Here is a 21794-nt window from a genome sequence, read left to right on the forward strand (position 1 = left end):
ATCTGCTCGAACGCTGAGGCGCTGGACTGCCAGCCTCACCGACCCCGGCGACCCCAGCACCGCGGGCCTGGACACAGTCCAGGCCCGCCACACACAGATCTTGTTCCATGAAGGGCCGCAAGAAGCCCTGTCGAGTCAACCGCAGCGCGGTGCCCGCCCGCCCGGGGCCGCACCCACGCGGCAGCCCACCAGCCGGACGCTTCCGGCGGCCGCGGGCCTCTGCTCGGCACAACACACCACCCGGTACCGCACCTACCCCGAGTGAGACCCGACCCGCGAACGAGCGGCACAAGGCCCACGTCGGAACAGCCGGCCGCACGGAGCGAGCACGCCACCCCGGCATGCCAGCCTCGTACAGGCACCGGGTGGACATCACGTCATCACGTGATGACTCTCAGACGGACGGCGGGGCCTCGCTGCTGTCAGCGGGGCCCCGCCGGGGTGCGGCGTCATCGGTTTCGATCAGACGGGTGCCGGCCGGGATCGGTCGCCCGTGGGTTCGAGGCGGACGACGATGCCCTTCGACGTGGGCTGGTTGCTTACGTCGGCGACGCTGTCGAGCGGCACCAGGACGTTCGTCTCCGGGTAGTAGGCGGCGGCCGAACCCTTGGCCGCCGGGTAGGACACGACCTCGAAGTTCTCGGCCCGGCGCTCGGTGCCGTCCTCCCAGACGCTCACCAGGTCCACGCGATCGCCCTGGGCGAGGCCGAGTTCGGACAGGTCGGCCGGATTGACGAGGATCACGTGGCGGCTGCCGTGGATGCCGCGGTAGCGGTCGTTGTTAGTGTACGGGACGGTGTTCCACTGGTCGTGCGAGCGCAAGGTCTGCAGCAGCAGGTGACCCTCGGGGGCCCGGGGGACCACCCGCTCGTTGCAGGTGAACCGGGCCTTGCCGGTCTCGGTCCTGAACACTCCCTCGTTGACCGGGTTGGGTAGCTGGAAGCCTCCCGGACGGGTCACCCGGGCGTTGAAGTCGTGGAAGCCCGGCACGATCCGGGAGATGCTGTCGCGGATGGTGTTGTAGTCGCCCTCGAACTTGGCCCAGGGGATGTCCCCCTCGCCGCCGAGGCTCAGCCGGGCGAGTCGGCACAGGATGGCGACCTCGCTCAGCAGCGTGTGTGAGGCCGGTTCGAGTCGTCCTTGGGAGGTGTGCACCTCGCTCATGGAGTTCTCGACGGTGACGCACTGCTCGCCGTCGGCCTGGACATCACGCTCGGTGCGCCCCAGCGTCGGCAGGATCAGAGCGGTGTCGCCGCAGACGGTGTGCGAGCGGTTGAGCTTGGTGGAGATGTGGGCGGTCAGCCGGCACGAACGCATCGCCTTCTCGGTGACCTCGCTGTCGGGCGCTGCGCGCACGAAGTTCCCGGCCAGGGCGAGGAAGACCTTGACGCGGCCCTCCAGCATCGCCTTGATCGAGTTCACCGAGTCCAAGCCGTGCGGGCGCGGCGGATCGAAGCCGAACTCCTTCTGAAGGGCGTCCAGGAAGGTGTCCGGCATCTGCTCCCAGATGCCCATGGTGCGGTCGCCCTGGACGTTGCTGTGGCCGCGCACCGGGCAGGCGCCCGTGCCGGCGCGCCCCAGATTGCCGCGCAGCATCAGGAAGTTGACGATCTCCCGGATGGTGGGCACGCCATGCTTGTGCTGGGTGATGCCCATCGCCCAGCACACGATGACGCGTTCGCTCCGCAGAACCTCGTCGCGGACCTTCTCGATCTCCTCGCGGGTTAGTCCCGTCGCCATGCGCACGTCGTCCCAGTCGACGGTGCGGGCGTGCCGGGCGAACTCCTCGAAACCGGAGGTGTGGGCGTTGATAAAGTCGTGGTCCAGGACGGTGCCGGGACGCGCGTCCTCCGCCTCCAGCAAGAGCCGGTTCAGTGCCTGGAACAGGGCGAGGTCCCCGCCCGGCTTGATGTGCAGGAAGCGGTCGGCGATCTGGGTGCCCCGCCCCACGACCCCACGCGGCTTCTGCGGGTTCTTGAAGCGTCGCAGCCCCGCCTCCGGCAACGGGTTCACCGCCACGATGCGGCCGCCGTTGCGCTTGGCCTCCTCCAGGGCCGAAAGCTGCCGCGGGTGATTGCTGCCCGGGTTCTGCCCCACCAGGAAGATCAGGTCCGCGTGGTGGAGGTCGTCGAGACTCACGGTGCCCTTGCCGACGCCCAGCGTCTCGTTCAGGGCGAAGCCGCTGGACTCGTGGCACATGTTGCTGCAGTCGGGCAGGTTATTGGTGCCGTAGGCGCGGGCGAAGAGCTGGAAGACGAAGGCGGCCTCGTTGCTGGCCCGGCCGGAGGTGTAGAAGACCGCCTCGTCGGGCGAGTCCAGCCCCCGGAGTTCCTGCGCCAGGACGCCCAGGGCGTCGTTCCAGCCGATGGGCTCGTAGCGGTCCGATCCGGGCCGTTTGATCATCGGCTCGGTGAGCCGGCCCTGCTGGTTGAGCCACATGTCGGAGCGGGCGGCCAGATCGGAGACGCTGTGCTCGCGGAAGAAGTCGGCGGTGATCCGGCGCGTCGTGGCGTCGTCGTTGATGTGCTTAGCGCCGTTCTCGCAGTACTCATTGCGATGGCGCCGGCCCGGAGCGGGGTCCGCCCACGCGCAGCCGGGGCAGTCGACCCCGCCCACCTGGTTCATGGTGAGCAGGTCGACCCCGGTCTTGCGCGGGGAGGTCTGCTCCAGGGAGTACTCCAGCGCGTGCACGACGGCGGGAACCCCGGCCGCCCACTTCTTCGGCGGTGTCACGGAGAGGGAGGTCTCCGGCTCCTCACCGGGCGGGTTCTGCATCGCTTGGCCTTTCTCTTGCCGTGTGCGGTACGCGGGTCAGCCGACGGGCCACTGGGCGACACGGCTCCTGGGCGGTTCCGGGGTGTCGTGCTGAACCCGGCCGTTGCGGGTGGTGCCACGCCAGGCACCGCCCTCCTGACCGAGCCCTTCGATGAAGTGCTTGAAGCTCACCAGTTCCCCGCGCACCAGTCGCACGGTCAGCCCCACCACCCTGGAGGAGCGGGTGAGGACCTTCGCGGCCCCGTGCGGTTGGAGGAGCATCCGCACCGTGATCGCGGTGCCACCGGACTCCGTCGGCCTGAACTCGACCTCGCCCTGGTGGGTGGGGTGCTGCTCCAGGCCACGCCAGGCCAGGTAGGCGTCGGGGTCCTGTTCCACGATCTCGACCGCGAAGCGGTGACGCAGGGGGCCGTAGCCGATGGTCCACGCGGTGACGGTAGGCCTGATCTGCTCGACGTCGCGCACCACGGTCGAGAAGCGCGGGAACGTCTTGAACTGCGTCCACTGGTTGTAGGCCGTGCGGACCGGCACCGCGACCTCGACCGTCTCCTCGACGTGCCGCTCGCGCAGGGGACGGCGGCGTGTGACGCCGTCGCCGTCGGAGCGCATGCCCGGGGTGTTCGGCACGGCCTGCCCACCGTCGTCTTCGTGCGCCATCATGGTCCTTCTTCCGGTGAGGGAGCCGGGCGTCGGGAGACCCGGCCCTGCCCTTATGGGGCAGGGCATCTCTTCCGGTTCCCCGATCCCGGGTTTTGAGTCACCCGACCGCGTAGGCGTCCCGGGCGGCCCCGAGCGCGAGAAGGCGGGGCCCGGCTCGCAGGAGGGGCGCCGAGCCCGCGGCTGCCTGGTGCCCGAGCGTTTCGGCACGGCCACCAGGGCGTGGCTGCTCTCCGAGCTGGCGTCGCTGCGGGCTGTTGGGCGATGCCGCGGCCCGGGGGGCCGTGGGAGGTGACCGAGCCGGTGACCGTTCAGGAACAGCCGCACGGCGTGGGGCAAGGTGTGTGCTGGGTCCTGCGGCGGTGTGGTGACGCGGGGTGGCGGCCGGCCGGGGCGGCTGGCTGGGGCCCGGCACAGTCGTAGAGAACCTGCTGGTCGTGTCCCGGGGGCCGGGCCCTGAGCCTGCTCTGGTCGGGGCAGTTGCCTGGGGCGCTGCCCTCACTCTCGTGGGCACGTGACGAGCTTTCACAACGCGGCCGGCGCCGACCTCGTCGTCTACAACAGCCAGTGGATCCGCCGGAACGGGGAAACCTCTACGCCCGCTACCCGCCCGAGTTCCTGCCCCGGCGCAGCATCGTGGTGAGACCGCCGGTGATCGCGGACGAGTACCGCACCCATCCGGGCATTCCCCTTGCGGACTTGGCAGGGGCGGCCGACACCCGATTCGGAGAGCGGCGCGCGCAGGCCGTGCTCCGTCCGCGTGCGGGCCGGTGCCGGGCATAGCCCGTGGCCCGGGCTTGGCTGATACCCCCGTAGCCCAGGCGGGGCCATGGAGGTCGGGTCACCCGGCGCGCTGGCTTGTCTCCCCGGCCTGAGCGGGTACGGCGGGCAGGGGGACGGTGCAGGAGGCGCAGCGTCGGGCCTGGGCGGGTACGGGGCTGAGGCATTCGGGGCAGTCCCGTTTGGGGGCCTGGACGTCCTGGTGCGGGGCGAGGCGTTCGTGAAGCTTGTTGATCGGGAGCACGACCAGGAAGTACAGGGCGCTGGCGAGGAGGAGGAAGCTGATCGCCGCGTTGACGAAGGCGCCGTAGGGGAACTTGGTGGCGCCTACGGTGAAGGTCTTGCGGCTCATGTCGCCCGTGGCGCCGGTGGCCAGCCCGACGAGTGGTGTCAGGAAGGCGCTGACGAAGCCGTTCACCACGGCGGTGAACGCTGCCCCGATGACGATGCCGACGGCCAGGTCGACCACGTTGCCGCGCAGGATGAAGCTGCGGAAGCCCTTCACCTTCTCACCCCTAAGAGGCTCTTGACGTCGAGGGGCGGCACCGAAAGCGCGGTCAGCCCGCTCCCTTCACCACCTCGGATGCCCTGCCACCCCTCACCCATGCCGGCTCCGCCACGCTGCGCGGTGATGTACTAGCGTCCGTCTTCAAACGGATCTTGCCCAGAGTAGGAATGACGCGAGCGAGACCGCTGCTTCGTAGGAGGTGGCGGTCTTGTCATGTCGGGTAGCGATGCCGCGGAAGCTCTTGAGCCGGTTGAAGCGCGTTCGACAGTGTTGCGCCGGCGGTAGATCTCCCGGTCGAACCGCGGCGGGCGACCGCCGTCACGGGCCCCGGTTGCGGCGGTGGCGGTGCTGGTCCCGCTTCTCGGGAATGGTGTGGCTGATACCGCGCTTGCGGAGGTGGGCGCGGAAGCCGCGGGAGGCGTAGGCCTTGTCCGCCACCAGGTGGTCCGGTCGGCAGCGCGGTCGGCCCGGACCGATGCGGGGCACTCGGATCCGCCGCATCCGCCCGGGCCTGCATCTGCTGCAGAGCCCGGGTGAAGATGCCGTCGAGGGCGTAGCGGCGAAAGCGGGTGTAGACCGTCTTCCACGGCCCGTAGCGTTCGGGCAGGTCACGCCAGGAGATCCCGGTCCGGATCTTGTAGACCATGCCTTGATCACCCGGCGGTCCTCCACCCGCGGTCGTCCCGTTTTGGCCCGCGGTATGAGTAGAGCGAGTAACTCCCGCTCCTGGCCGGTGAGTTCACGACGGCGTACCACACCACCATGATCCACCATCAAGCGATCTTTGAAGACGGAACCCTAGTTCACCAAGGGGCGCGACGACGGGACCCGCCGGCAGGTGCGCTGTGACCGCTGAGCGTTGAGGTCAGCCGCTGGCGAGTATCGGGTCGGCCGGGGCAGAGAGTGTCTGGTGAGCGTGAGGGCAGGGCGTGGCAGAAGTGGTTGTGGGAATGCGCATCCGGCGCAGGAGATCACGGGTGGTGCGCTTGCTCAGCGTGCTGCGCCAGGTCAGTCCCGGGTGGCGAGACCGTAGGTGTGACAGCGCACGGGTGCCCAGGCCGGTGCTGCGGAAGCGCTCGTCGATGACGACGGCGGTGATGACACCCTGGTCGCAGTCAGTGCAGATCCGGTACCGGACCTGGCCGACGACCTGGCGGGTGTGCACGAGGAGCAGGCATTCGTCGCCCGGGCCGGGGTCGTCCGGGATGTGCGTGGACAGGAAATCGATTGCCCGGTAGGCGAGGACGCGGCGGCGCAGGCGGCCGGTGCGCCGGCCTCGGTGTGCGTGTTTGGCGCCGTCGTGACCGGGCGGCGATGTCTCGGCTGTGGAAGCCTGGCCGATGAGACTGCTGCTGGTGGGACGTGCATGTAGTCCGTGCATGACGTCTCGTGTGCCCGAACAGCCGACGGATACCCGTTCCAGCCGGCGGGGCACCCCGCCCGGGCGCACCTCCGCTTCCGGATTGCGGCGACGCTCCTGGAGGCAGCGTCCCGGCTGCACGACCGAAAAGACCCCGAGGGCGCGCTCGAACTGTCGACCCGGCTCGAACAGGAGCAGATGGTCAGCGCCTTGCTCAAGCAGATGGACCAGGCCCGTGCCGCGGTCGAGGTCAGCGACCGCGTGGAACGGGCGGCCGCACGGGTCCTGCCTCAGCTCTTGGTACGGGAACGCAGGCATGGCAGGACGTTGTACGACAGTGGGCATCAGGATCACGACTCCAGCGTCAGCGAGCCGCAACTGCCTTCCAGCACTCCTGGCAGACCCGGCTGTGGGCGGAGATCGTCTCAACTTTGCTGTCAGCGGAAGTAGACACCGCCAGCAGGGACGCACTGCTTGCCGCACGCGCAGCTCCTGGCAAACACGGGTGATCTTGGTCGAGAACCCGTCTACCAGGAGCTTCGTCGTGGCGCATGCGTGTCCAGCACACGGTCAGCACCGCCAGCTTGGAAAAGGCTCGATCATCACCGTCCGTACTCTCATCCGACAGTCCTGGACCACCCACCGCTGGGACAACAGCCCGAGGCGACGCCCATGAGCCTTTCTGTCGGCACGGAGGCCCAGTTCGGAAAGGGAACGGGGGGAATCTGTATCGATGTGCGGCTCGCTGCGGGGGCCGTCCCCGCCTCCACTCGCGTCCAGGAATAGCCGCGGGGCCGCCCCGCGTTGCCGCAAGTATGACGACGAATGCGCCGCGGCCCGAGGTACTGCGATACACCGCCTTCTCCAGCGCCCCTGACGGCGGAAACCCCGCCGGCGTCGTTCTGGATGCCACCGGCCTGGACGACAGCGCCATGCTGGCTATCGCCGCCGACCTCGGATACTCGGAGTCCGCGTTCCTGACCGCACCCCCGGAGGACCTCGGCGGCCAGGAGGGACGGGCGTACAGCATCCGTTACTTCAGCCCCAAGGCCGAGGTGCCATTCTGCGGGCACGCCACCGTGGCGACCGCCGTCGCACTCGCCGAGCGGATAGGCCCCGGGGAGCTGGTATTCGCGACGCGCGCCGGGGCCGTGCCGGTGGAGGTGGCCGTGGAGGGCGGGACGGTCAGGGCCACACTCACCAGTGTCGAGCCGCACATCGAGGAGATCGCCGACGCCGACCTCACGGAGGCGCTCGCCGCGCTCGACTGGCCAGCCGCCGATCTCGACCCGGCTTTCCCGCCCCATATCGCGTTCGCCGGTGCCCGCCATCTCGTGCTCACCGCGGCGACACGCGCGCGCCTCGCAGATCTCGCGTACGACTTCGCGCGCCTCGAAGCGCTGATGCACCGCTTGGACCTGACCACGCTCCAGTTGGTGTGGCGAGAGTCGGCCACCGTCTTCCACGTCCGTGACCCGTTCCCCGTCGGCGGCGTCGTCGAGGATCCGGCAACCGGCGCCGCGGCCGCCGCGTTCGGTGCATACGCCCGTGAGCTCGGCCTGGTCCCCGAGGACGCCGTCCTCACCCTGCATCAGGGCGAGGACCTGGGCCGCCCTGGCGAACTCACGGTGACGCTGCGCGCGGGTGACCCGCGCGTCCGTGTCAGCGGCACGGGAACTCGCATCAGCTGAGCGCCGGCCATGACCGCAGGACAGACCAGTGGATCAGCGCCCGGGATCGCTGCGGTAGTAGGGCATCTCTCCGCGCAGACCAGCATCGTCCGCGAAGGCCCAAACCCGGACTTCTGCCTCAAGAAGCACGGCTGGCAGGTCATTTCACTTGGGGAGTTTCCGGTAGCAGATGAGGACGGCTGCGAGCGCGGTGAAGGCCAGAAAGTGGTCGGGCTTGCGCTGTTCTGACCGAGCGCGAGGAGAAGAACAGCGTCGCCATCGCCTCGAACGAGTTCTTCGGCGGGTGGACCAAGACCTTCACCGACCCCAGGCTCTGCGCGGCGACCGTCGACCGGCTCACGTTCAACGGCACCGTCATCGAGACCGGAACCGACTCCTACCGGCTCGCCCAGACCAGGGCCCGCGCCGGGCAGGGCACCGCTGGATGAGACTGTCAGTGCCTGGATCTATGGTCAGGGCATGACTCCGGTAAATCCTCCGGCATTGGTCCGGACCAGGACGGGCAGCCCATGACCCGCCACGGCCGGGGCTTCGTCCGCCATGTTCAGCTCGATCCCCCCGTGGGCGCCGACCGCTACCCCTTCAACCTGCCCGTCGTCACCCGTCTCGCCGGCATGGACAGCCTCGATCTGGACCCCGCGGTGACGTTCCTGGTCGGCGACAACGGATCGGGCAAGTCCACCTTGATCGAGGCGCTGGCCACAGCCGCCGGGTTCAACGCCGAGGGCGGTTCCCGGTCCTTCCGGTTCGCCAGCCGGTCCACCGAGTCCGACCTGGGCGATCACCTGACTGTCTGCTGGAACCGCAGACCTCGTACGGGTTTCTTCCTGCGCGCCGAAAGCTTTTACAACGTGGCCACCGAGATCGAGCGGCTGGACGAAGACTCAGGGGAACTGCTGCGCGCCTACGGCGGCCGGTCACTGCACGAACGCTCCCACGGCCAGTCGTTCCTGGACCTGGCCCGCCACCGTTTCGGCCCGAACGGTCTTTACGTGCTGGATGAACCGGAGGCAGCCCTGTCGGTGCAGGGATGCCTGGCGATGATGGTGAGGATCCGGGAACTCCTCGAGCAAGGGTGCCAGTTCGTGGTGGCCACCCACTCGCCGATCCTGCTGGCCATGCCCGGCGCACGGATCCTGCAGATCGAAAGCGACGGCACCATCGAGCAGGTGGAATACGACCAGGCTGAGCCTGTCGCTTTGACCCGCGCGTTCGTCAACCGCCCTCACCGCTTCCTGGACCGCATGTTCGCCAAGGAGGAATAGACCAGCGGGTCCGACGGCGCTCTCCGCCCGGACACCCCGGGTGAGGCACACCCGCCGCTCCTCTTCGCCAGGGAGGGGCATCCGCGAAGACCGACTCCGCACAGACGTGCGACTTCATTTGTCGACAACACATCCCGGCCCCCAGGCCGATGAGCACCTCCCGAAGTGAGCAACAAACGCCTCCGGTCGAGACCTACACAGCCACCGCCGACGCCCTCATGGCGAGGCTTCCCGAATCCGAGCGGTCGGACACGTGGCTGACGCACGGCGAACAGAAGCACCACGTCCACCTCAGTCACGCCCACACCACGCTCGCAGACACCCGCCGCGCCCGCGGAAGCCAGCAGCGCGCCCTGGAGCTGCCGGCGCCGACCAGCACCATGACGCGCACCTGCCGCACATCGACGCAGCCGCCTGCGCCCATCACAACGGCGACAGCGGACAAGCCTGCCATTGCACGATCGCCGCCCTGACCGCTCTCCCGGGCAGCTACCGCACCGGCCTGGTCCGCCGCCGCGCCCAGGACCTGTACGAGGCGATCCCCGCCCAGCAACACCACGAGCACGCTGTCCAAGAGTTGCGGGACGTTCTCGCTGCCTGAGTCGGGGTCGCCCGTGCCGCGTCAGGTCCGCCGGCGGAACAGGCCGCGAAGCTTGCCCAGTGCCTGGGCTTCCTGCGGCTCCGGCCGCGCGGCGGCCTGACGGCTCAATCTGTTGTGGCTGTCCGGGACCGACACGGCTGGATGGCCGTATCGGCGGCGCACGGCCGGGCTCGAGTCCGCGTTCACCGCCCGCAGCTGTCGGCCCCACGGGTGCTGTGCCCGTCGACCACCGTGAGCGAGTGGCCGACCTGGGCGCCGGTCGGCATAGAGGGCGTGTTGTGGACATAGTCGCCGGGGCGGAACTGCGCCCCCTGGCCACCCTGGCCGAACCAGATGCAAGCCCGATACGCACCGGCCCCGCAGACAGGAGGAGCAGGTTCCACTGCTGAGTCTGCGGGGCCGGTGCATGACTCACGTACCCTGCGGTGCGTCCGATAAGCCCGATCCCTCCCAACCGCCGCAAGAGAGCGTCTCTTTCACGCCAGTGGGCCCGGCCGGCACGGACACTGTTGGTAATGGTGGCTCCCACTGCGTCCCGCTGCCGTCAGGCAGCGGGACGCAGTCGTTCGAGGCGGGAGATACGGGTTGCGGCTCGGGGTGTCCCGGTGATCCAGGCATCGAGCCGGGCGAGGTTCATCGCAGTGGCGGTGAAGAGGTGCTGCAGTCGGGTTTTGGGGTGGCCTCGATAGCGGGACCGCCGAAGGCCGAAGGCCCGGACGCCTTGGGAGATGGTGGCCTCGATGCCCTGTCGGTGCTGGTAGATCTCCCACCACTCAGGGCTCCGTTGGGCGGCACGGTTCGTCCTCATGGCCTCGTGTGCGGCCTTCTCCCGCAGCATGATCTCCCGGCCCCTGCCGGCCTTGGACGGCGTGCAGTCATGCACGTCCGGGCAGGACCGGCAGTCAGCTGCGCGAAACCGGACCTGGACCACCGGGATTCCGTGCGAGGAGACACGCGGATACCAGTGGTCGGCGACCTTCCCGTTGGGGCAGGTGAGTCGCCTGTTCTCCCAGTCCACGGTGAAGGCGTCGGTGGCGAAGGTGCCGGATGACTGGGCGGTGGTGTTTCGCTGGATCGGTCCCACCAACTCGATGCCCGCTTCTTCAGCGTCGACCGGGCCCTGGGCATCGACATAGTTCGCGTCCGCCAGATGCACGGCGGGGAGCCTGCCGTGAGCGCGCAGGTCAGCGTGGATGGCATCGATCATCTTCACGTCGCTCACGGACGCGTCGGTGGTGGCGACATGAGTGATCAAGTTGGGCGCGTCCGGCTCACACGTCTCGGTCAGCTGCACCAGGTAGCCGGTCCAGCCGGTGCCTCGCTTGGCACCGGCGCGAGCGTCGGTGTCATAGGGCGAGAAGGGCCGTAACCGGCCCGGAGGTACGTTCTTCGCGTCCCGTCGACAGACGCCCCGTCGACGATCCGGACGTTCTGCACCCAGATCTGCCGCAGCAGTTCGACCGCCTTCAACGACCGTGCCCAGCGAGGAGCCTGTGGCGAGAAGACCGCTTCCAACAGGTGCATCCCGTCGGCCCCGGCCTGCTCGATCCACGCCTGGCGCTTCTCCTTGCCCCGGGGCAGCCTCGCTTCCTCCACTCGGTGCCCGTAACGGTCGAACCACTCGGCATCCACCTGCGCGGCCGGCCACCGCGGGCACGCTGCGGCAAGCGCGTTCAAGGCTGCCCGTAGTGTCTCCCCGATCATCTCTGCATGGTTGACCGCCCGGATCGCCACCAGGACCCGGGCGGAATCGGTTCGGGCCCGGCCCGATGTCTTCAGCAGCCCTCGTTCCTTGGCCGCCCGAAGCACCTCCTCGAAGAGCTCATCGGCCATCTGGCCCTCCAGCAGGCGGGCTCGGAACTCGCTGAGCACCGAGTAGTCGAAGCCGGTATCGGTCAGCTCCAGCCCAAGCGCGTACTTCCAGTCGATCCTCACCCGCACCGCGGTAGCGGCCTGCCGATCCGACAGTCCTTCAGCGAACTGCAACACCGTGACCAGCGCCAAAGCCCCCGGCGGGACCGCTGGACGACCACGGTGCGGGAACAGGGAAGCGAACTCCTCACCAGACAAGACGTGCCCGAACTCATCACGCAGCCGCATCGCCAGCGTTCCGTCCGGACACACCGCTCGAGCCACCCGCTCTGTCTCCGCCGGGATCTCACCCAGCCCCGGCTCCCTCAGCGACACCGACACCCTCCCCACGACGCACCGTCGGCCTTCACCACCCACAACCAGGTGATGAAGGCCGACGTCACGCACAGGGACCGGACCATTTACCAACGGATTCCATGTCGGCCGGGCCCACTCATTGCTCGCGCGTGGCGTGCTCCTCGCGCCGTCCGCCATTGCCTACCAGCGGTACCAGCGGCCCCTCCGGCCCCCGCTGTCCGCGGACCGGACGACGAAGCCCAGCAGCCACACGATGAGCACGATCACTGCGATCCACCACAGCGCCTTCAGCGCGAAGCCCGCGCCGAAGAGGATCAGAGCCAGCAGAAGAACCAGAAGCAGGGGAACCATCGTTATCAACCTCCTGACCACCGGATGCCCTTACTTCAGCCCTACAAGCACCCAAAATATGAGTTTCTTCCAAGGCGTGAGGGGCATAAGCGCGCCGCACGTCGTGGACGGTTCCCGCTTCCTCGCACCTCACGCACCGGTGACACGCAGCGTTTATCACCCAAAGCGATGCCGTGGCCTTGAATTCGCCGGGACCGTCACGGGGTGGCGCGTACAGCCGACGCCCGAGACCGGCAACCGAGGGAACTCAGCCGCACGACCGCGCCGCAGTTCCAGGTGGTCCTGGGCCGTCTCCGAGTGCCCCGGCTCGGGCCGGGCCGCCCACGCACCCGGCCGGCTCAATCGCCCTGGCACGGCTGCGGCTGGGCTCTGAGACGCCTTCGTAACGCCGTGCGGCCTGCCGGACTTCTGGGATCCGTGTGCACAGCGACGCTCTGAAGGAACGCGGACACGGTTGCCGACCATTCGATGGTGCGGTTCCCCTGGTCGGCAGGCAACTCGAACGGCTGAGTCGCCGACTCGCGCCCGCGACGCGCTCCTCGCCGGGGCCGGCGCCGAGCCGCGGCCGTGTACGACGACGCCGGCACAAGCCTGAACCGGGGCGGCGGGCTGACACCGCGGTTGTGACCTGTGCGGACGGGAGCCATCGTGGAAACACCCGGTCCGCGGAGAAAGGCACCCGATGACCGATCTCAAGGACGTGGCCCGGATCGCCGCCGATCACAACCTGGCGGACGTGGCCACCACCCGTGCCGACGGCTCGATCCAGGCGTCGGTGGTCAATGCCGGGATCATCGACCATCCCGTGACCGACGAACCGGTGGTCGCCTTCGTCACCTATGGCCCCACCGAACCCGCCCACCTGCGGGCACGACCGCGTACCGCCCTCACCTTCCGCGCCCGGTGGAACTGGGCCACCGTCGAGGGCCGGGCCGAGATCGCGGGCCCCGACGACCCGTACGACGGCATCAACGGCGAACGCCTGCGGCTGCTGCTGCGTGAGATCTTCACCGCCGCGGGCGGCACCCACGACGACTGCGGACCTATGACCGCGCGACGGCCGAAGAGCGCCGTGCCGCCGTCTTCGTCCACCCCGAGCCTGTGTACGGCAACTGGCACCGGGGGCCCACCGACAACAAAGATCGAGCACAGCGAGGAGAGCCGGCATGGCTGAACGCCCCGCACCCGCGCCCGTGGACCGGCCCACCCTCAAACGGCGTCTAGGCCGCACGGGAGTATGGCTCGCCTCGCTGTCCACGGCGGCGGCAGACGAGGAGCGGCGCGCCGCCGCCGCGATCGAGGACCTCGGCTACGGGACCTTGTGGTTCGTGGAGTTCCCCAACGGAAAGGAGTCGCTGACCCATGCGGCGCTCCTGCTCTCCGCAAGCCGGCAGATGATGATCGCAACCGGCATCGCCAACATCTATGGCCGTGACGCCACCGCCGCGGCCAACGGCGCCAACACACTCGCCGAGGCGTGGCAGAGCCGTTTCGTGTTGGGCCTCGGCGTCAGCCACAGCCCGTTGGTGACGAGCCGCGGACACGACTACAGCAAGCCGGTGTCCACCATGCGGGCCTACCTCGACGCCATGGACGCCACGCCCTACGACGCCCCGTTGCCCGAGCAGGTGCCGCGTGTGCTCGCGGCGCTGCGCACCAACATGCTGAAGCTCGCCGCCACGCGGGCCCAGGGCGCCCACACCTACTTCGTCACGCCCGAACACACCCGCAGGGCCCGGGAGATCCTGGGCCCCGATCCCCTCCTCGCCCCCGAGCAGGCCGTGGTGGTCGACACCGACCCCGAGCGGGCCCGGGCCACCGCCCGCGCGTACGCGTCCTTGTATCTCACCCTGCCCAACTATCTGAACAGCCTGCGCGAGCTTGGCTTCTCGGACTCCGACTTCAAGAACGGAGGCAGCGACGAGCTCATCGACGCGGTCGTCCCCTGGGGCGACCCGGAGAAGCTGGGTGAGCACATCCGGGCGCACTACGAGGCTGGCGCCGACCACGTCTGCGTACAACCCCTCGCGCGGACACTCGACCAGCAGCTGGAGGACCTGCGCCGGCTGGCCCCGGTCCTCCTGGTCTGACGAGCCTGAGCCGCCGTCAGCGCCCACCTGCTTCACCGGCGAGGAGTAGCGGCCGGGCCTCCTTCCGGCGGCTCACGGGGGCCCCTTGTCGCCCACGGCCGGCGGCGGAGGATCGCCGAAGCGGACGAAGATCTTCTCGAAGCCCTTGAAGGACTCCGTGGCCGCGTAGGAGCGGTAGGCGCGCAGGTCGCCCGTAGCGAGGCGGACGTGGTCGGTGAAGGGGGCGGCCAGGCTGCGCGGCCACAGCCGAAGGCAGCGCACGGCGATGATCTCGGCGGTGGTGAGATACACGGTGGCGGCGAGGTAGATCCAGGCGAGCAGGCCGAGCACGATGCCGAACATGCCGTAGGTCGCCGTGGCGCCCCGCAGCACGTGGCCGACGTAGTACGAGCCGCCCCACTGCAGTGCCTGCCAGGCACACGCGGCTCCCAAGGCCGGCCCGTACATGATGCGCGCAGGCAGTTCGCGCCGGGTCATGAGCCGGAAACTCAGCAGCAGGAGCGCGGCGTTGAAGCCGACACCCGCCACGCCCACGGCGATCCGGACTCCGACTGCCAGGCGGGTTCCGAAGAAGGTAGCGGCACCTTCCGCGGTGGACAGTGCCGTCGTCAGGCACAGGCCGGCGGCGAGCAGGAGGAGGAAGTACAGGCTCTTGGCCCGAGAGCGCAGCGGGTCGGGGCGGGTGTGCCGCGGTACGGCGAAGATCTTGTTCAGCGCGTGCTGAACCGCCTGGGCGATGCCGAGGGCGCCGTAGAGGCTGCCGATGATGCCGACCGCGATGGCCACGCCGCTGCCGTGGAAGGAGTGGATGTTCTGGCCGAGCTGGTCGCCGATCACAGGGAATTCGCCGAGTGCGGAATGCAGCACCGACTGCTGGAGCTGCGGATTGCCGTGCAGGGCGCCGCTGAGGATCGCCACCAGGAACAGCAGCAGCGGGAAGAGGGAGACGAAGCCGTAGTACGCCAGCAGTGCGGCGAGGTATGTGGCCTGGTCGTCGAAGAACTTGTACACGACCGCGATCGGCATACCCGCCCACCGGTGCCGCCGCTGGTATCGGTCCAGCCGGGCCAGCACGTCCATGTGCCCTCCCACACCCTTCGGTGCGAGTCCGCACCTCGGCCCACGCCTGAGCATTCCGGTGCCCCCTGCCGCGTGCTCGCACACTCACCCTGGTTGCGCCTGCCACAGATCCCTGGCCGTGAACCTTTTCCTGCGGGTGTCATGCGGGCACAGCATGTTATCCACCCAGGCGGCAGGGGCACCCACGACTCGGCTCGGGCTGGCTTTCAGCCCGTATCTCATCAGCGAGGAGTCAGAAGACTGCCCTATGGCGACGGCCCGCGAGATCATGACGGAAGGCGCCGAGTGCATCGGCGCCCAGGAGACCGTGCTCGATGCCGCGAAGAAGATGACCGAGCTGGGCGTCGGAGCGCTACCTGTTTGCGGCACGGACGACAAACTCAAGGGCATGCTGACCGACCGGGACATCGCGGTGAAGGTCCTCGGCGTCGGCAAAGACCCCGCGCAGGTCAAGGCGGGCGATCTGGCCCAGGGGAGGCAGTGACGATCGGTGCCGACGACGACGCCGAGGAGATCCTGCGCCCGTCGGTCTTGACCGCGAGCGCCTCCTCCGTCTGGCTGGGCTCTTCGCGGGTCTGCTCGACCTGTTCGCGCAGTTCCTCGGAACCGGCGACGATGGGCTCGTCGTGAGGCGGCTGGGTCATCGGAGCGCACCCTCCTTGATCTCGGCCACGTCGGCCTTCACGTTCTCCACCGTCTGCTCAGGTGCGGGCGGCGCGTCCTGATCGACCTGCTTCTTTCCACCCATGGCCATCACGGCGGCGATCACACCCAGCACCGCGGTGACGATGAACCCGGCCCACCCGCACCGGCAGCGCGACGGCCAGTGCGGCGATCACGGTGACGACCAGCGCCTGCAGCATCAGGAAGCCCACGACGCCGGCACCGCCGAACGACTCGCCGCCCTCGCCGTAGCGCTTGCTCTTCTCCTTCATCTCCGCCTGGGTCAGCTTCATCTCACCGCGCACCAGCTCGGTCAGCTGCCGCGAGGCCCGCTGCACCAGCTCGCTTACCGGCTCCTGGCCCAAGCGGTCCGTGCTCGGCCCGGATCCGACGGGGTGCGCCTGTGCGCCTGACACGACGGCCACTTCCCATCCTTGTCAGTTCCTCTTGGCCGGGCTGCGGGTGCTGGCGGTGGACCAACTCCTACCCCGGCCGGCAGCAGGCGCAGCAGGATGTGGAGTCGGGCGTGGGCCAGGCCGAGAACACGACGGTGACCGCGGTGTGCACGGTGCCGGGTACCAGGCGTCGGGAAGCCATCAATGCAGGCAGTGAGGGTAGGCGGTAGTGACCCCAACCGTACGCAACGAAAGTGGTGCCCCGCCATGGCCGAGACACAGGACGTCGTCGAGCTCATCCTTCAGGACCACCGGCGCATGGAGGAGCTGTTCCGCCTGATGCGCAGCGTCGAGGCCGACCGGGCCGCCGCGCTGAAGGAGTTCGCGGACCTGCTGATCGCCCACGCGCTGGCCGAGGAGGCCAAGGTCTATCCCGCCCTGAAGAGGTACAAGAACATCGAGGACGAAGAGGTCGAGCACGGGGAGCACGAGCACGACGAGGGCAACAAGGCCCTCCTGGACCTTCTGGAAGTGGAGCAGGTCGGCTCGGAGGAGTGGGACTCCAAGCTGGAGGAACTGGTGGAGGCCGCCACCCACCACGCCGACGAGGAGGAGCGCACCATCCTCAACGGCGCTCGCGAGAACGTGGCGATGGAACGGCGTGAGGAACTGGGCGTGGCGTTCCGGGAGGAGCGCGAGCGTCAGCTGAAGGCCGGCTGCGGCTCCGTCGACAACGTGCGCCGCATCGTCAACTCCTGACCTTCCCCTTTGCGGGCGTCCCGCGGCCGGGCCGGCGCCCCGGCCGCGGCTCCGGCTGCACGGGCCGGGCCGGGGTACTTCGCCCCCGGTTGCGCGGCGAGCGCACATAGGTCTCGGCGTCACGGGCAATCGGTGATCAGTCCCGGCGTCGGGAGTCGCGAAAGGAGATTTTCGTGCACAAGAGGAAGTGGATCACCGGTGGCGCACGTGAGGAGCTCGCCGAAGCTCTGGCCCGGGAGTACGGGGAAGGGCGGTCGATCCGTGCCATAGCCGAGGCCCACGGCCGGTCATACGGCTTCGTGCATCGTGTGCTCACCGAAGCGGGCGTAACGCTGCGGTCCCGGCGAGGCTCTGTGCGCCCCGACACCACCCGCCCAGTGCGGTGACCACCCCCTGACATCCAGGGCAGCCGCCTTACGTCCGGTGCCGTCTGCCGGGCGCGGCGGAAACAGTACATGCGGTGATCTTGCGGGGGTACACAACGTGCTCAAGGTGTCTCCCGCATTTCGAGTGCGGCGCCGCCTGGTGAGTGCGCGCTTTCCGCGGGTGCTCGGGTCCGGCGTGACGGCCCGCCGTCGCTTCACCGATGCCCGATTCCGTCACGACCTGCAGCCCACCGGCCGTTCGAGCCAGGAGCTGGAAGACACGTCGTACACCCTGTGTGTGATGACCGGCACCCGGTCGGTGAACGAGGCCCTCGCTGCCGCCGGCGCCCCGCTGAAACAGCTCCGGGCGGACGACTGTGCGACCGCCAAGGTGAGCCAGACCCTGGCCGCCTGAGCTGCCCGTCCGGGCGGATTACGGCATTCGGGGCCGGCCTCCGCTGTCAGGGCCTCGCACGCCGCCTGGACGTCGCCCGCGGCGAGGGGAACGCGCCGTCGCCCGGCCGGATCGTGGCCGGGGCCGCCGTCATGTCGGTCTCCGTGGCCTGCGCGCGACAGGCGTCCGGGCGATGGCCGAGCACGCGGGCCCACTCGGCTCGACGTACGACTGCTTCCTCGGGCGAGGGCAGACAGCAGCCGGCCGGGAAAGCAGCCCTCAACGCCGTGGACCGGCTCTGGGCTGAAGGGCTTCCGGCATGCCGAGCCGGAGGCGACTGCACACTCCCCCAGCCGATACCGGCCGCCCCCGCCCGGCCGAGTCGTCCGAAGGCCGTTGGAGAGACTCGCGTCCGCGGCTGTCTGCGAAGGCGGCCGTATGTGCTCGTCCGGGTGACCGTACTGACCCAGGCCTCTTCCCTGTGCGATGCTCGGCGCATGACGTCACGGCAGCAGCCGCCCCCGCAGAGAGCGGCGTCAGACGATTCGGCCTTGGCGAAGGTGGTCGCACGCCAGCGGGCCGAGATCGTCGACCTGCAACGGATCGCGGCGCTGCTGCCTGTGCTGGAGCGGGCCAAGGGCGCGGTCATGGTCCAGGAAGGATGCTCGGCGCAGGACGCTTACGAGATCCTCCTCGACCGCTGTGCTGCCGGCGACCGCACGCTCGTGGAGGAGTGCTGGCTGACGCTCGGGGCCATCCGCCCCCTGACGGGCCGGCGCGGTCGCAGAGGCCGCGGTGCGGATCCTGGGTCTGCCGATGGCTCGGTGTTCGCGTCCGCCCAATACCTGGCTCCCGTGAGGCCGACAAGCCGCGCCTCCGCTGCTGGTACGGGCGGCGATGCCGCCATGCTGCTGGGCAGGCTGGGCCTGAGTCTTGCAACGGTGCGGGACCTGCATGACCTCGCCCATTGTCTGCTGGATGAGCTGAGGACCGGCACGGAGGCCGATGCGGTGCTGATCTACAGCAGCTCCGGAGCCCGTCTTCGGCTGGTCGGGCACGCGGGCATCGACGATCTGGACGCCTCACGGTGGCAGAGTCTGACCGTCGCCGGTACGGAAGCGGTGCGGGACCCGGTGGACAGTCATGAGCCGGTCTGGTCGGAGGGGCCGGAGGGCAGTGAGCCCTACCTCGTGCCCGACGCCACTGCGCGTCGGTGGCCTTCGCGGGCCTGGCTGCCGGTGAACGCGGGCGGACAGGTCGACGAGGTCGTGGCCGTACTACGCACCACCGATCGGGCGTTCACCTCCGACGAGCGGGGGGTGCTGGTGGGCGCGGTGCAGTTGTGTGCCGGGCGCATGACGACGCTCGACTCTCCGGCCCCCCACAAGCGCCCGCGCGTGGACGCCGTGCAGCAGATCTTTGACGCGTTGCCGGGATCAGTGATCCTCCTGGCGCCGCTGCGCGGGCCGGACGGAACCGTGGAGGACTTCCGCATCGAGGCTGCGGCGCCCGGGTCGGTGGACGTCGCCGACCGCAAGGGACGCGAGCTCATCGGCCAGCGCGTCCTGGAGTGCTATCCGACCGTCGCCGGCACCGAGGTGTGGAAGGGCTACCAGGAAGTCCTTGCCACCGGCAAGCCCTTCGCGAGCGAGCCGTTCGTCTACGAGGAAGTCGTGGCCGGCATCCCCCGGCACTCCAGCTTCTCCCTGCACGTCAGCCGGCTCGGCGAGCACCTCGTCGTCTCCTGGACCCGGCATGACATCGCCGCCCGCCAGGAACAGCGCCTGACCGCCCTGCAACGGCTGGGCAATCTGGGTTGGGCCGACTGGAACCTGGTCACCGACACCATCACCTGGTCCCCGTACGCCTTCGCCATCTTCGACCGCGACCAGAGTCTCGGCCCCATGCGGCTCGAGGAACTTCCCGAGCACGTCCTTCCCGAGGACCTGCCGGAGCTGACCCGGGCAGCTCAGAGACTGCTGGGCGACGGCGCGGCCATCGACCAGCCGTTCCGCATCACCACCCGGACCGGGGTGCGCCACCTGCGCATCGTCGCCGAGGCCGTCACCGACGCCGATGGCACCACGCTGGAGGTGCACGGCTTCTTCCAGGACCTCTCGCGTCAGCGGGACGCGGAACTCGCCCTGCTCAGCAGCGAGCGCGCCGTCTCGGCCCAGCGCGGCCTCCTCCAGGCCGAACGCAAGATGGCCGCCCGCCTGCAGCAGGCCCTGCTTCCCCTGCCCAACGGCCCGGTCATGCTCGCCGGTCTGTGGACCAACGCTCTCTACCACCCAGCGGAACGGGGCATCAGCGTCGGCGGTGACTGGTACAGCGCCATAGAACTGCCCGACGGCGACGCGTTGTTCGTCGTCGGCGACGTCATGGGCCACGGTATCAACGCGGTTGCGTCCATGGCCCAGCTACGCTTCACCGCCAAAGGTATGATCATCACCGGTTCCAGCCTGACGGACGCCCTCACCCGGCTCAACGCCCTTCTGATGCACCTGAAGGCGCCAACCGGCGGACACACCACCGCCACGATGATCGTGGCACGCTACCGCCCCGCCAACCGCACTCTGACCTGGGCCCAGGCCGGCCACCTGCCACCCGTCCTCGTGCGCGCCGGCCAGGCCGTGATCGTCGACCGCCCGGCCGGATTGCTTCTCGGCGCCACACCTGCGCCGCGGTTCGCACAGGCAAGCCTTCAACTGCAGGAGGGGGACCAGCTCCTCCTGTTCACCGACGGGCTGATCGAGAGGCCGGGGCAGGACCTCCAAAGGGGACTGGAAAACCTGGCCACCGCCGCCGCAGCCGTGCTGCGCACCGGACGGCCGGAGAGTCTGGCAGCACTTCATGCATCCCTTGCCCATGCCGAACGCCCGGACGACGTCTGCGCCCTCCACGTCAGCCTTCCGTCGGGTGCGTCAGCGGAAGAAGCCGCAGACATGTGACCGGCCTACCAGCACCGCAGCCCGGCCAGGCTGCGCCGACGGCGGTGCCATGGCGCATCGACGCCCGCGGATTCGCACGGTAGTCGCGCCGGAACCAGCAAGAGTCCACCATGCCTGCCAGCCGCATACGTGACCGACGCCGCCCTCCTTTCAGACGGCTGCCTGCTCCCCCGGCAGGCCCGGTCCCTTCCACCCGCAGCGCCTCTACGCGGCGCTGGAGGACCTCACTGACCGCTCGCGAGGATGAACTGTTCGACCTCACGGATGCGTTGCTGTGTGCGGACGGGCCGGTGAGGGCGCCGGTGGCCCTGACGGTGGTGGCTGAGCACCGTCGCGGGCACGGCGCCATGTACGACGCCCTGAACAGCGGGAACGTGGAGGTGCCCCGGCTGCGGCAGGTGCTGGACGGCCCGCCCATGCCGCTGGCCGGCGACGGCCGCTTGGTCCTCGCGGTCGACGTCAGTAACTGGCTCCGCCCCGACGCCCCGATCAGCGCCGATGCCTGTTCCGCCATGTCTACGGCCGCAGCGGCCGGTCCTCGGACCAGTTCGTGCCCGGCTGGCGGTACTCGTTGTCGCGGGCCTGGAATCGGGCCGGACGTCCTGGTGCCGGCTGCTGGACGCCGTGCGTCTCGGCCCGGCTGACGACGTCGCCGAGGTCACCGCCGACCGGGTCCGCCGGGTGGTCGTCGATCTGATCGAGATGGGCCGCTGGCACCTCGGCGACCGGGACGAGAACTCCCGGCCGTTGCCACGAGGTTCGACAAGCGTGTCTACGTCTTCCAGGGCACCGTGACCGTCGCAGCGATCCGGCTCTGGCTCCGGGGGTAGATCCATTATCCCGGTGCGGTGAGGCGCCTGTCACCGTTCTCCGGAATGATCTTTACATCCGTTTTGCACCTCTAGGCTTGCGGGCGGACACAAAGCACGGATCTCACCTG

Annotated in this window: 16 protein-coding genes and 6 pseudogenes; 12 read left to right on the plus strand and 10 right to left on the minus strand. The window is 69.3% G+C overall.

The features are described from left to right. Positions 1-462 precede the first annotated feature (462 nt). The 5 genes and pseudogenes from ACIP94_RS31330 to ACIP94_RS31350 form a co-directional block, all read right to left on the minus strand. A complete protein-coding gene (locus ACIP94_RS31330) occupies positions 463-2775 on the minus strand; it encodes an FdhF/YdeP family oxidoreductase (RefSeq protein ID WP_402433095.1) in 2313 nt (770 codons plus the stop codon). Positions 2776-2811: 36 nt separating this feature from the next. Then, entirely contained in the window at positions 2812-3432 is a 621-nt protein-coding gene (locus ACIP94_RS31335; protein WP_402433240.1) for an SRPBCC family protein, read from the minus strand. An 841-nt stretch (positions 3433-4273) separates the two neighbouring features. Then, positions 4274-4717: a large conductance mechanosensitive channel protein MscL gene (gene mscL / locus ACIP94_RS31340; RefSeq protein ID WP_402433098.1), complete on the minus strand. Its 444-nt coding sequence runs from the start codon at positions 4715-4717 to the stop codon at positions 4274-4276. 144 nt (positions 4718-4861) lie between these two features. Next, positions 4862-5494, minus strand: a pseudogene (locus ACIP94_RS31345) (transposase). A 91-nt stretch (positions 5495-5585) separates the two neighbouring features. Continuing rightward, the gene (locus ACIP94_RS31350; RefSeq protein ID WP_402433101.1) at positions 5586-6398 is read right to left on the minus strand and encodes a GNAT family N-acetyltransferase; all 813 of its coding nucleotides are present in this window, start codon (positions 6396-6398) and stop codon (positions 5586-5588) included. A 497-nt stretch (positions 6399-6895) separates the two neighbouring features. Here ACIP94_RS31350 and ACIP94_RS31355 point away from each other — a divergent pair, with 497 nt between their 5' ends. From ACIP94_RS31355 to ACIP94_RS31370, 4 genes and pseudogenes are all read left to right on the plus strand, one after another. Continuing rightward, positions 6896-7771 carry a PhzF family phenazine biosynthesis protein gene (locus tag ACIP94_RS31355; RefSeq protein ID WP_402433104.1) on the plus strand — a complete coding sequence of 292 codons (876 nt, stop codon included), beginning with the start codon at positions 6896-6898 and terminating at the stop codon, positions 7769-7771. A 9-nt stretch (positions 7772-7780) separates the two neighbouring features. Continuing rightward, the gene (locus tag ACIP94_RS31360) at positions 7781-7999 is read left to right on the plus strand and encodes a hypothetical protein (protein ID WP_402433107.1); all 219 of its coding nucleotides are present in this window, start codon (positions 7781-7783) and stop codon (positions 7997-7999) included. After that, positions 7993-8199, plus strand: a pseudogene (locus tag ACIP94_RS31365) (ATP-binding protein); the annotation flags it as partial. The gene ACIP94_RS31360 and the pseudogene ACIP94_RS31365, both read left to right, overlap by 7 nt. A gap of 132 nt (positions 8200-8331) precedes the next feature. Continuing rightward, on the plus strand, positions 8332-9036 hold the full coding sequence (locus tag ACIP94_RS31370) for an AAA family ATPase (protein WP_402433110.1): 705 nt from the start codon (positions 8332-8334) through the stop codon (positions 9034-9036). A 295-nt stretch (positions 9037-9331) separates the two neighbouring features. Here ACIP94_RS31370 and ACIP94_RS31375 read toward each other — a convergent pair whose 3' ends face one another. The 3 genes and pseudogenes from ACIP94_RS31375 to ACIP94_RS31385 form a co-directional block, all read right to left on the minus strand. Further along, positions 9332-9481, minus strand: a complete 150-nt coding sequence (locus ACIP94_RS31375; protein ID WP_402433113.1) for a hypothetical protein — start codon at positions 9479-9481, stop codon at positions 9332-9334. A gap of 700 nt (positions 9482-10181) precedes the next feature. Further along, positions 10182-11824: pseudogene (locus ACIP94_RS31380) on the minus strand (IS1182 family transposase). Positions 11825-11986: 162 nt separating this feature from the next. Then, positions 11987-12157 carry a hypothetical protein gene (locus ACIP94_RS31385; RefSeq protein WP_055705189.1) on the minus strand — a complete coding sequence of 57 codons (171 nt, stop codon included), beginning with the start codon at positions 12155-12157 and terminating at the stop codon, positions 11987-11989. Positions 12158-12839: 682 nt separating this feature from the next. Here ACIP94_RS31385 and ACIP94_RS31390 point away from each other — a divergent pair. Together ACIP94_RS31390 and ACIP94_RS31395 are read left to right on the plus strand one after the other, a co-directional pair. Further along, complete coding sequence (locus ACIP94_RS31390; RefSeq protein ID WP_402433116.1) at positions 12840-13331, plus strand: pyridoxamine 5'-phosphate oxidase family protein; 492 nt, start codon at positions 12840-12842, stop codon at positions 13329-13331. Beyond that, complete coding sequence (locus ACIP94_RS31395) at positions 13324-14247, plus strand: TIGR03620 family F420-dependent LLM class oxidoreductase (RefSeq protein WP_402433119.1); 924 nt, start codon at positions 13324-13326, stop codon at positions 14245-14247. The genes ACIP94_RS31390 and ACIP94_RS31395 overlap by 8 nt, the downstream gene beginning before the upstream one ends. A gap of 72 nt (positions 14248-14319) precedes the next feature. Here ACIP94_RS31395 and ACIP94_RS31400 read toward each other — a convergent pair whose 3' ends face one another. Continuing rightward, positions 14320-15327 carry a YihY/virulence factor BrkB family protein gene (locus ACIP94_RS31400; protein WP_402433122.1) on the minus strand — a complete coding sequence of 336 codons (1008 nt, stop codon included), beginning with the start codon at positions 15325-15327 and terminating at the stop codon, positions 14320-14322. A gap of 247 nt (positions 15328-15574) precedes the next feature. Here ACIP94_RS31400 and ACIP94_RS31405 point away from each other — a divergent pair. Then, positions 15575-15849: pseudogene (locus ACIP94_RS31405) on the plus strand (CBS domain-containing protein); the annotation flags it as partial. A 118-nt stretch (positions 15850-15967) separates the two neighbouring features. Here ACIP94_RS31405 and ACIP94_RS31410 read toward each other — a convergent pair. Continuing rightward, positions 15968-16283: pseudogene (locus ACIP94_RS31410) on the minus strand (phage holin family protein). Between the two features lie 369 nt (positions 16284-16652). Here ACIP94_RS31410 and ACIP94_RS31415 point away from each other — a divergent pair. The 5 genes and pseudogenes from ACIP94_RS31415 to ACIP94_RS31435 form a co-directional block, all read left to right on the plus strand. Further along, positions 16653-17144, plus strand: coding sequence for a hemerythrin domain-containing protein (locus tag ACIP94_RS31415; RefSeq protein ID WP_402433124.1), 492 nt, complete (start codon positions 16653-16655; stop codon positions 17142-17144). A gap of 173 nt (positions 17145-17317) precedes the next feature. Next, complete coding sequence (locus ACIP94_RS31420; protein WP_402433126.1) at positions 17318-17530, plus strand: helix-turn-helix domain-containing protein; 213 nt, start codon at positions 17318-17320, stop codon at positions 17528-17530. Positions 17531-17705: 175 nt separating this feature from the next. Next, positions 17706-17924, plus strand: a complete 219-nt coding sequence (locus ACIP94_RS31425; protein WP_402433129.1) for a DUF5133 domain-containing protein — start codon at positions 17706-17708, stop codon at positions 17922-17924. Positions 17925-18463: 539 nt separating this feature from the next. Further along, positions 18464-20854 carry a SpoIIE family protein phosphatase gene (locus ACIP94_RS31430; RefSeq protein WP_402433243.1) on the plus strand — a complete coding sequence of 797 codons (2391 nt, stop codon included), beginning with the start codon at positions 18464-18466 and terminating at the stop codon, positions 20852-20854. A gap of 110 nt (positions 20855-20964) precedes the next feature. Next, positions 20965-21586, plus strand: a pseudogene (locus ACIP94_RS31435) (transposase); the annotation flags it as partial. Between the last annotated feature and the right edge of the window lie 208 nt (positions 21587-21794).

This window comes from Streptomyces sp. NPDC093261 (assembly GCF_044753645.1).
In the GTDB taxonomy this organism is placed as follows: domain Bacteria; phylum Actinomycetota; class Actinomycetes; order Streptomycetales; family Streptomycetaceae; genus Streptomyces.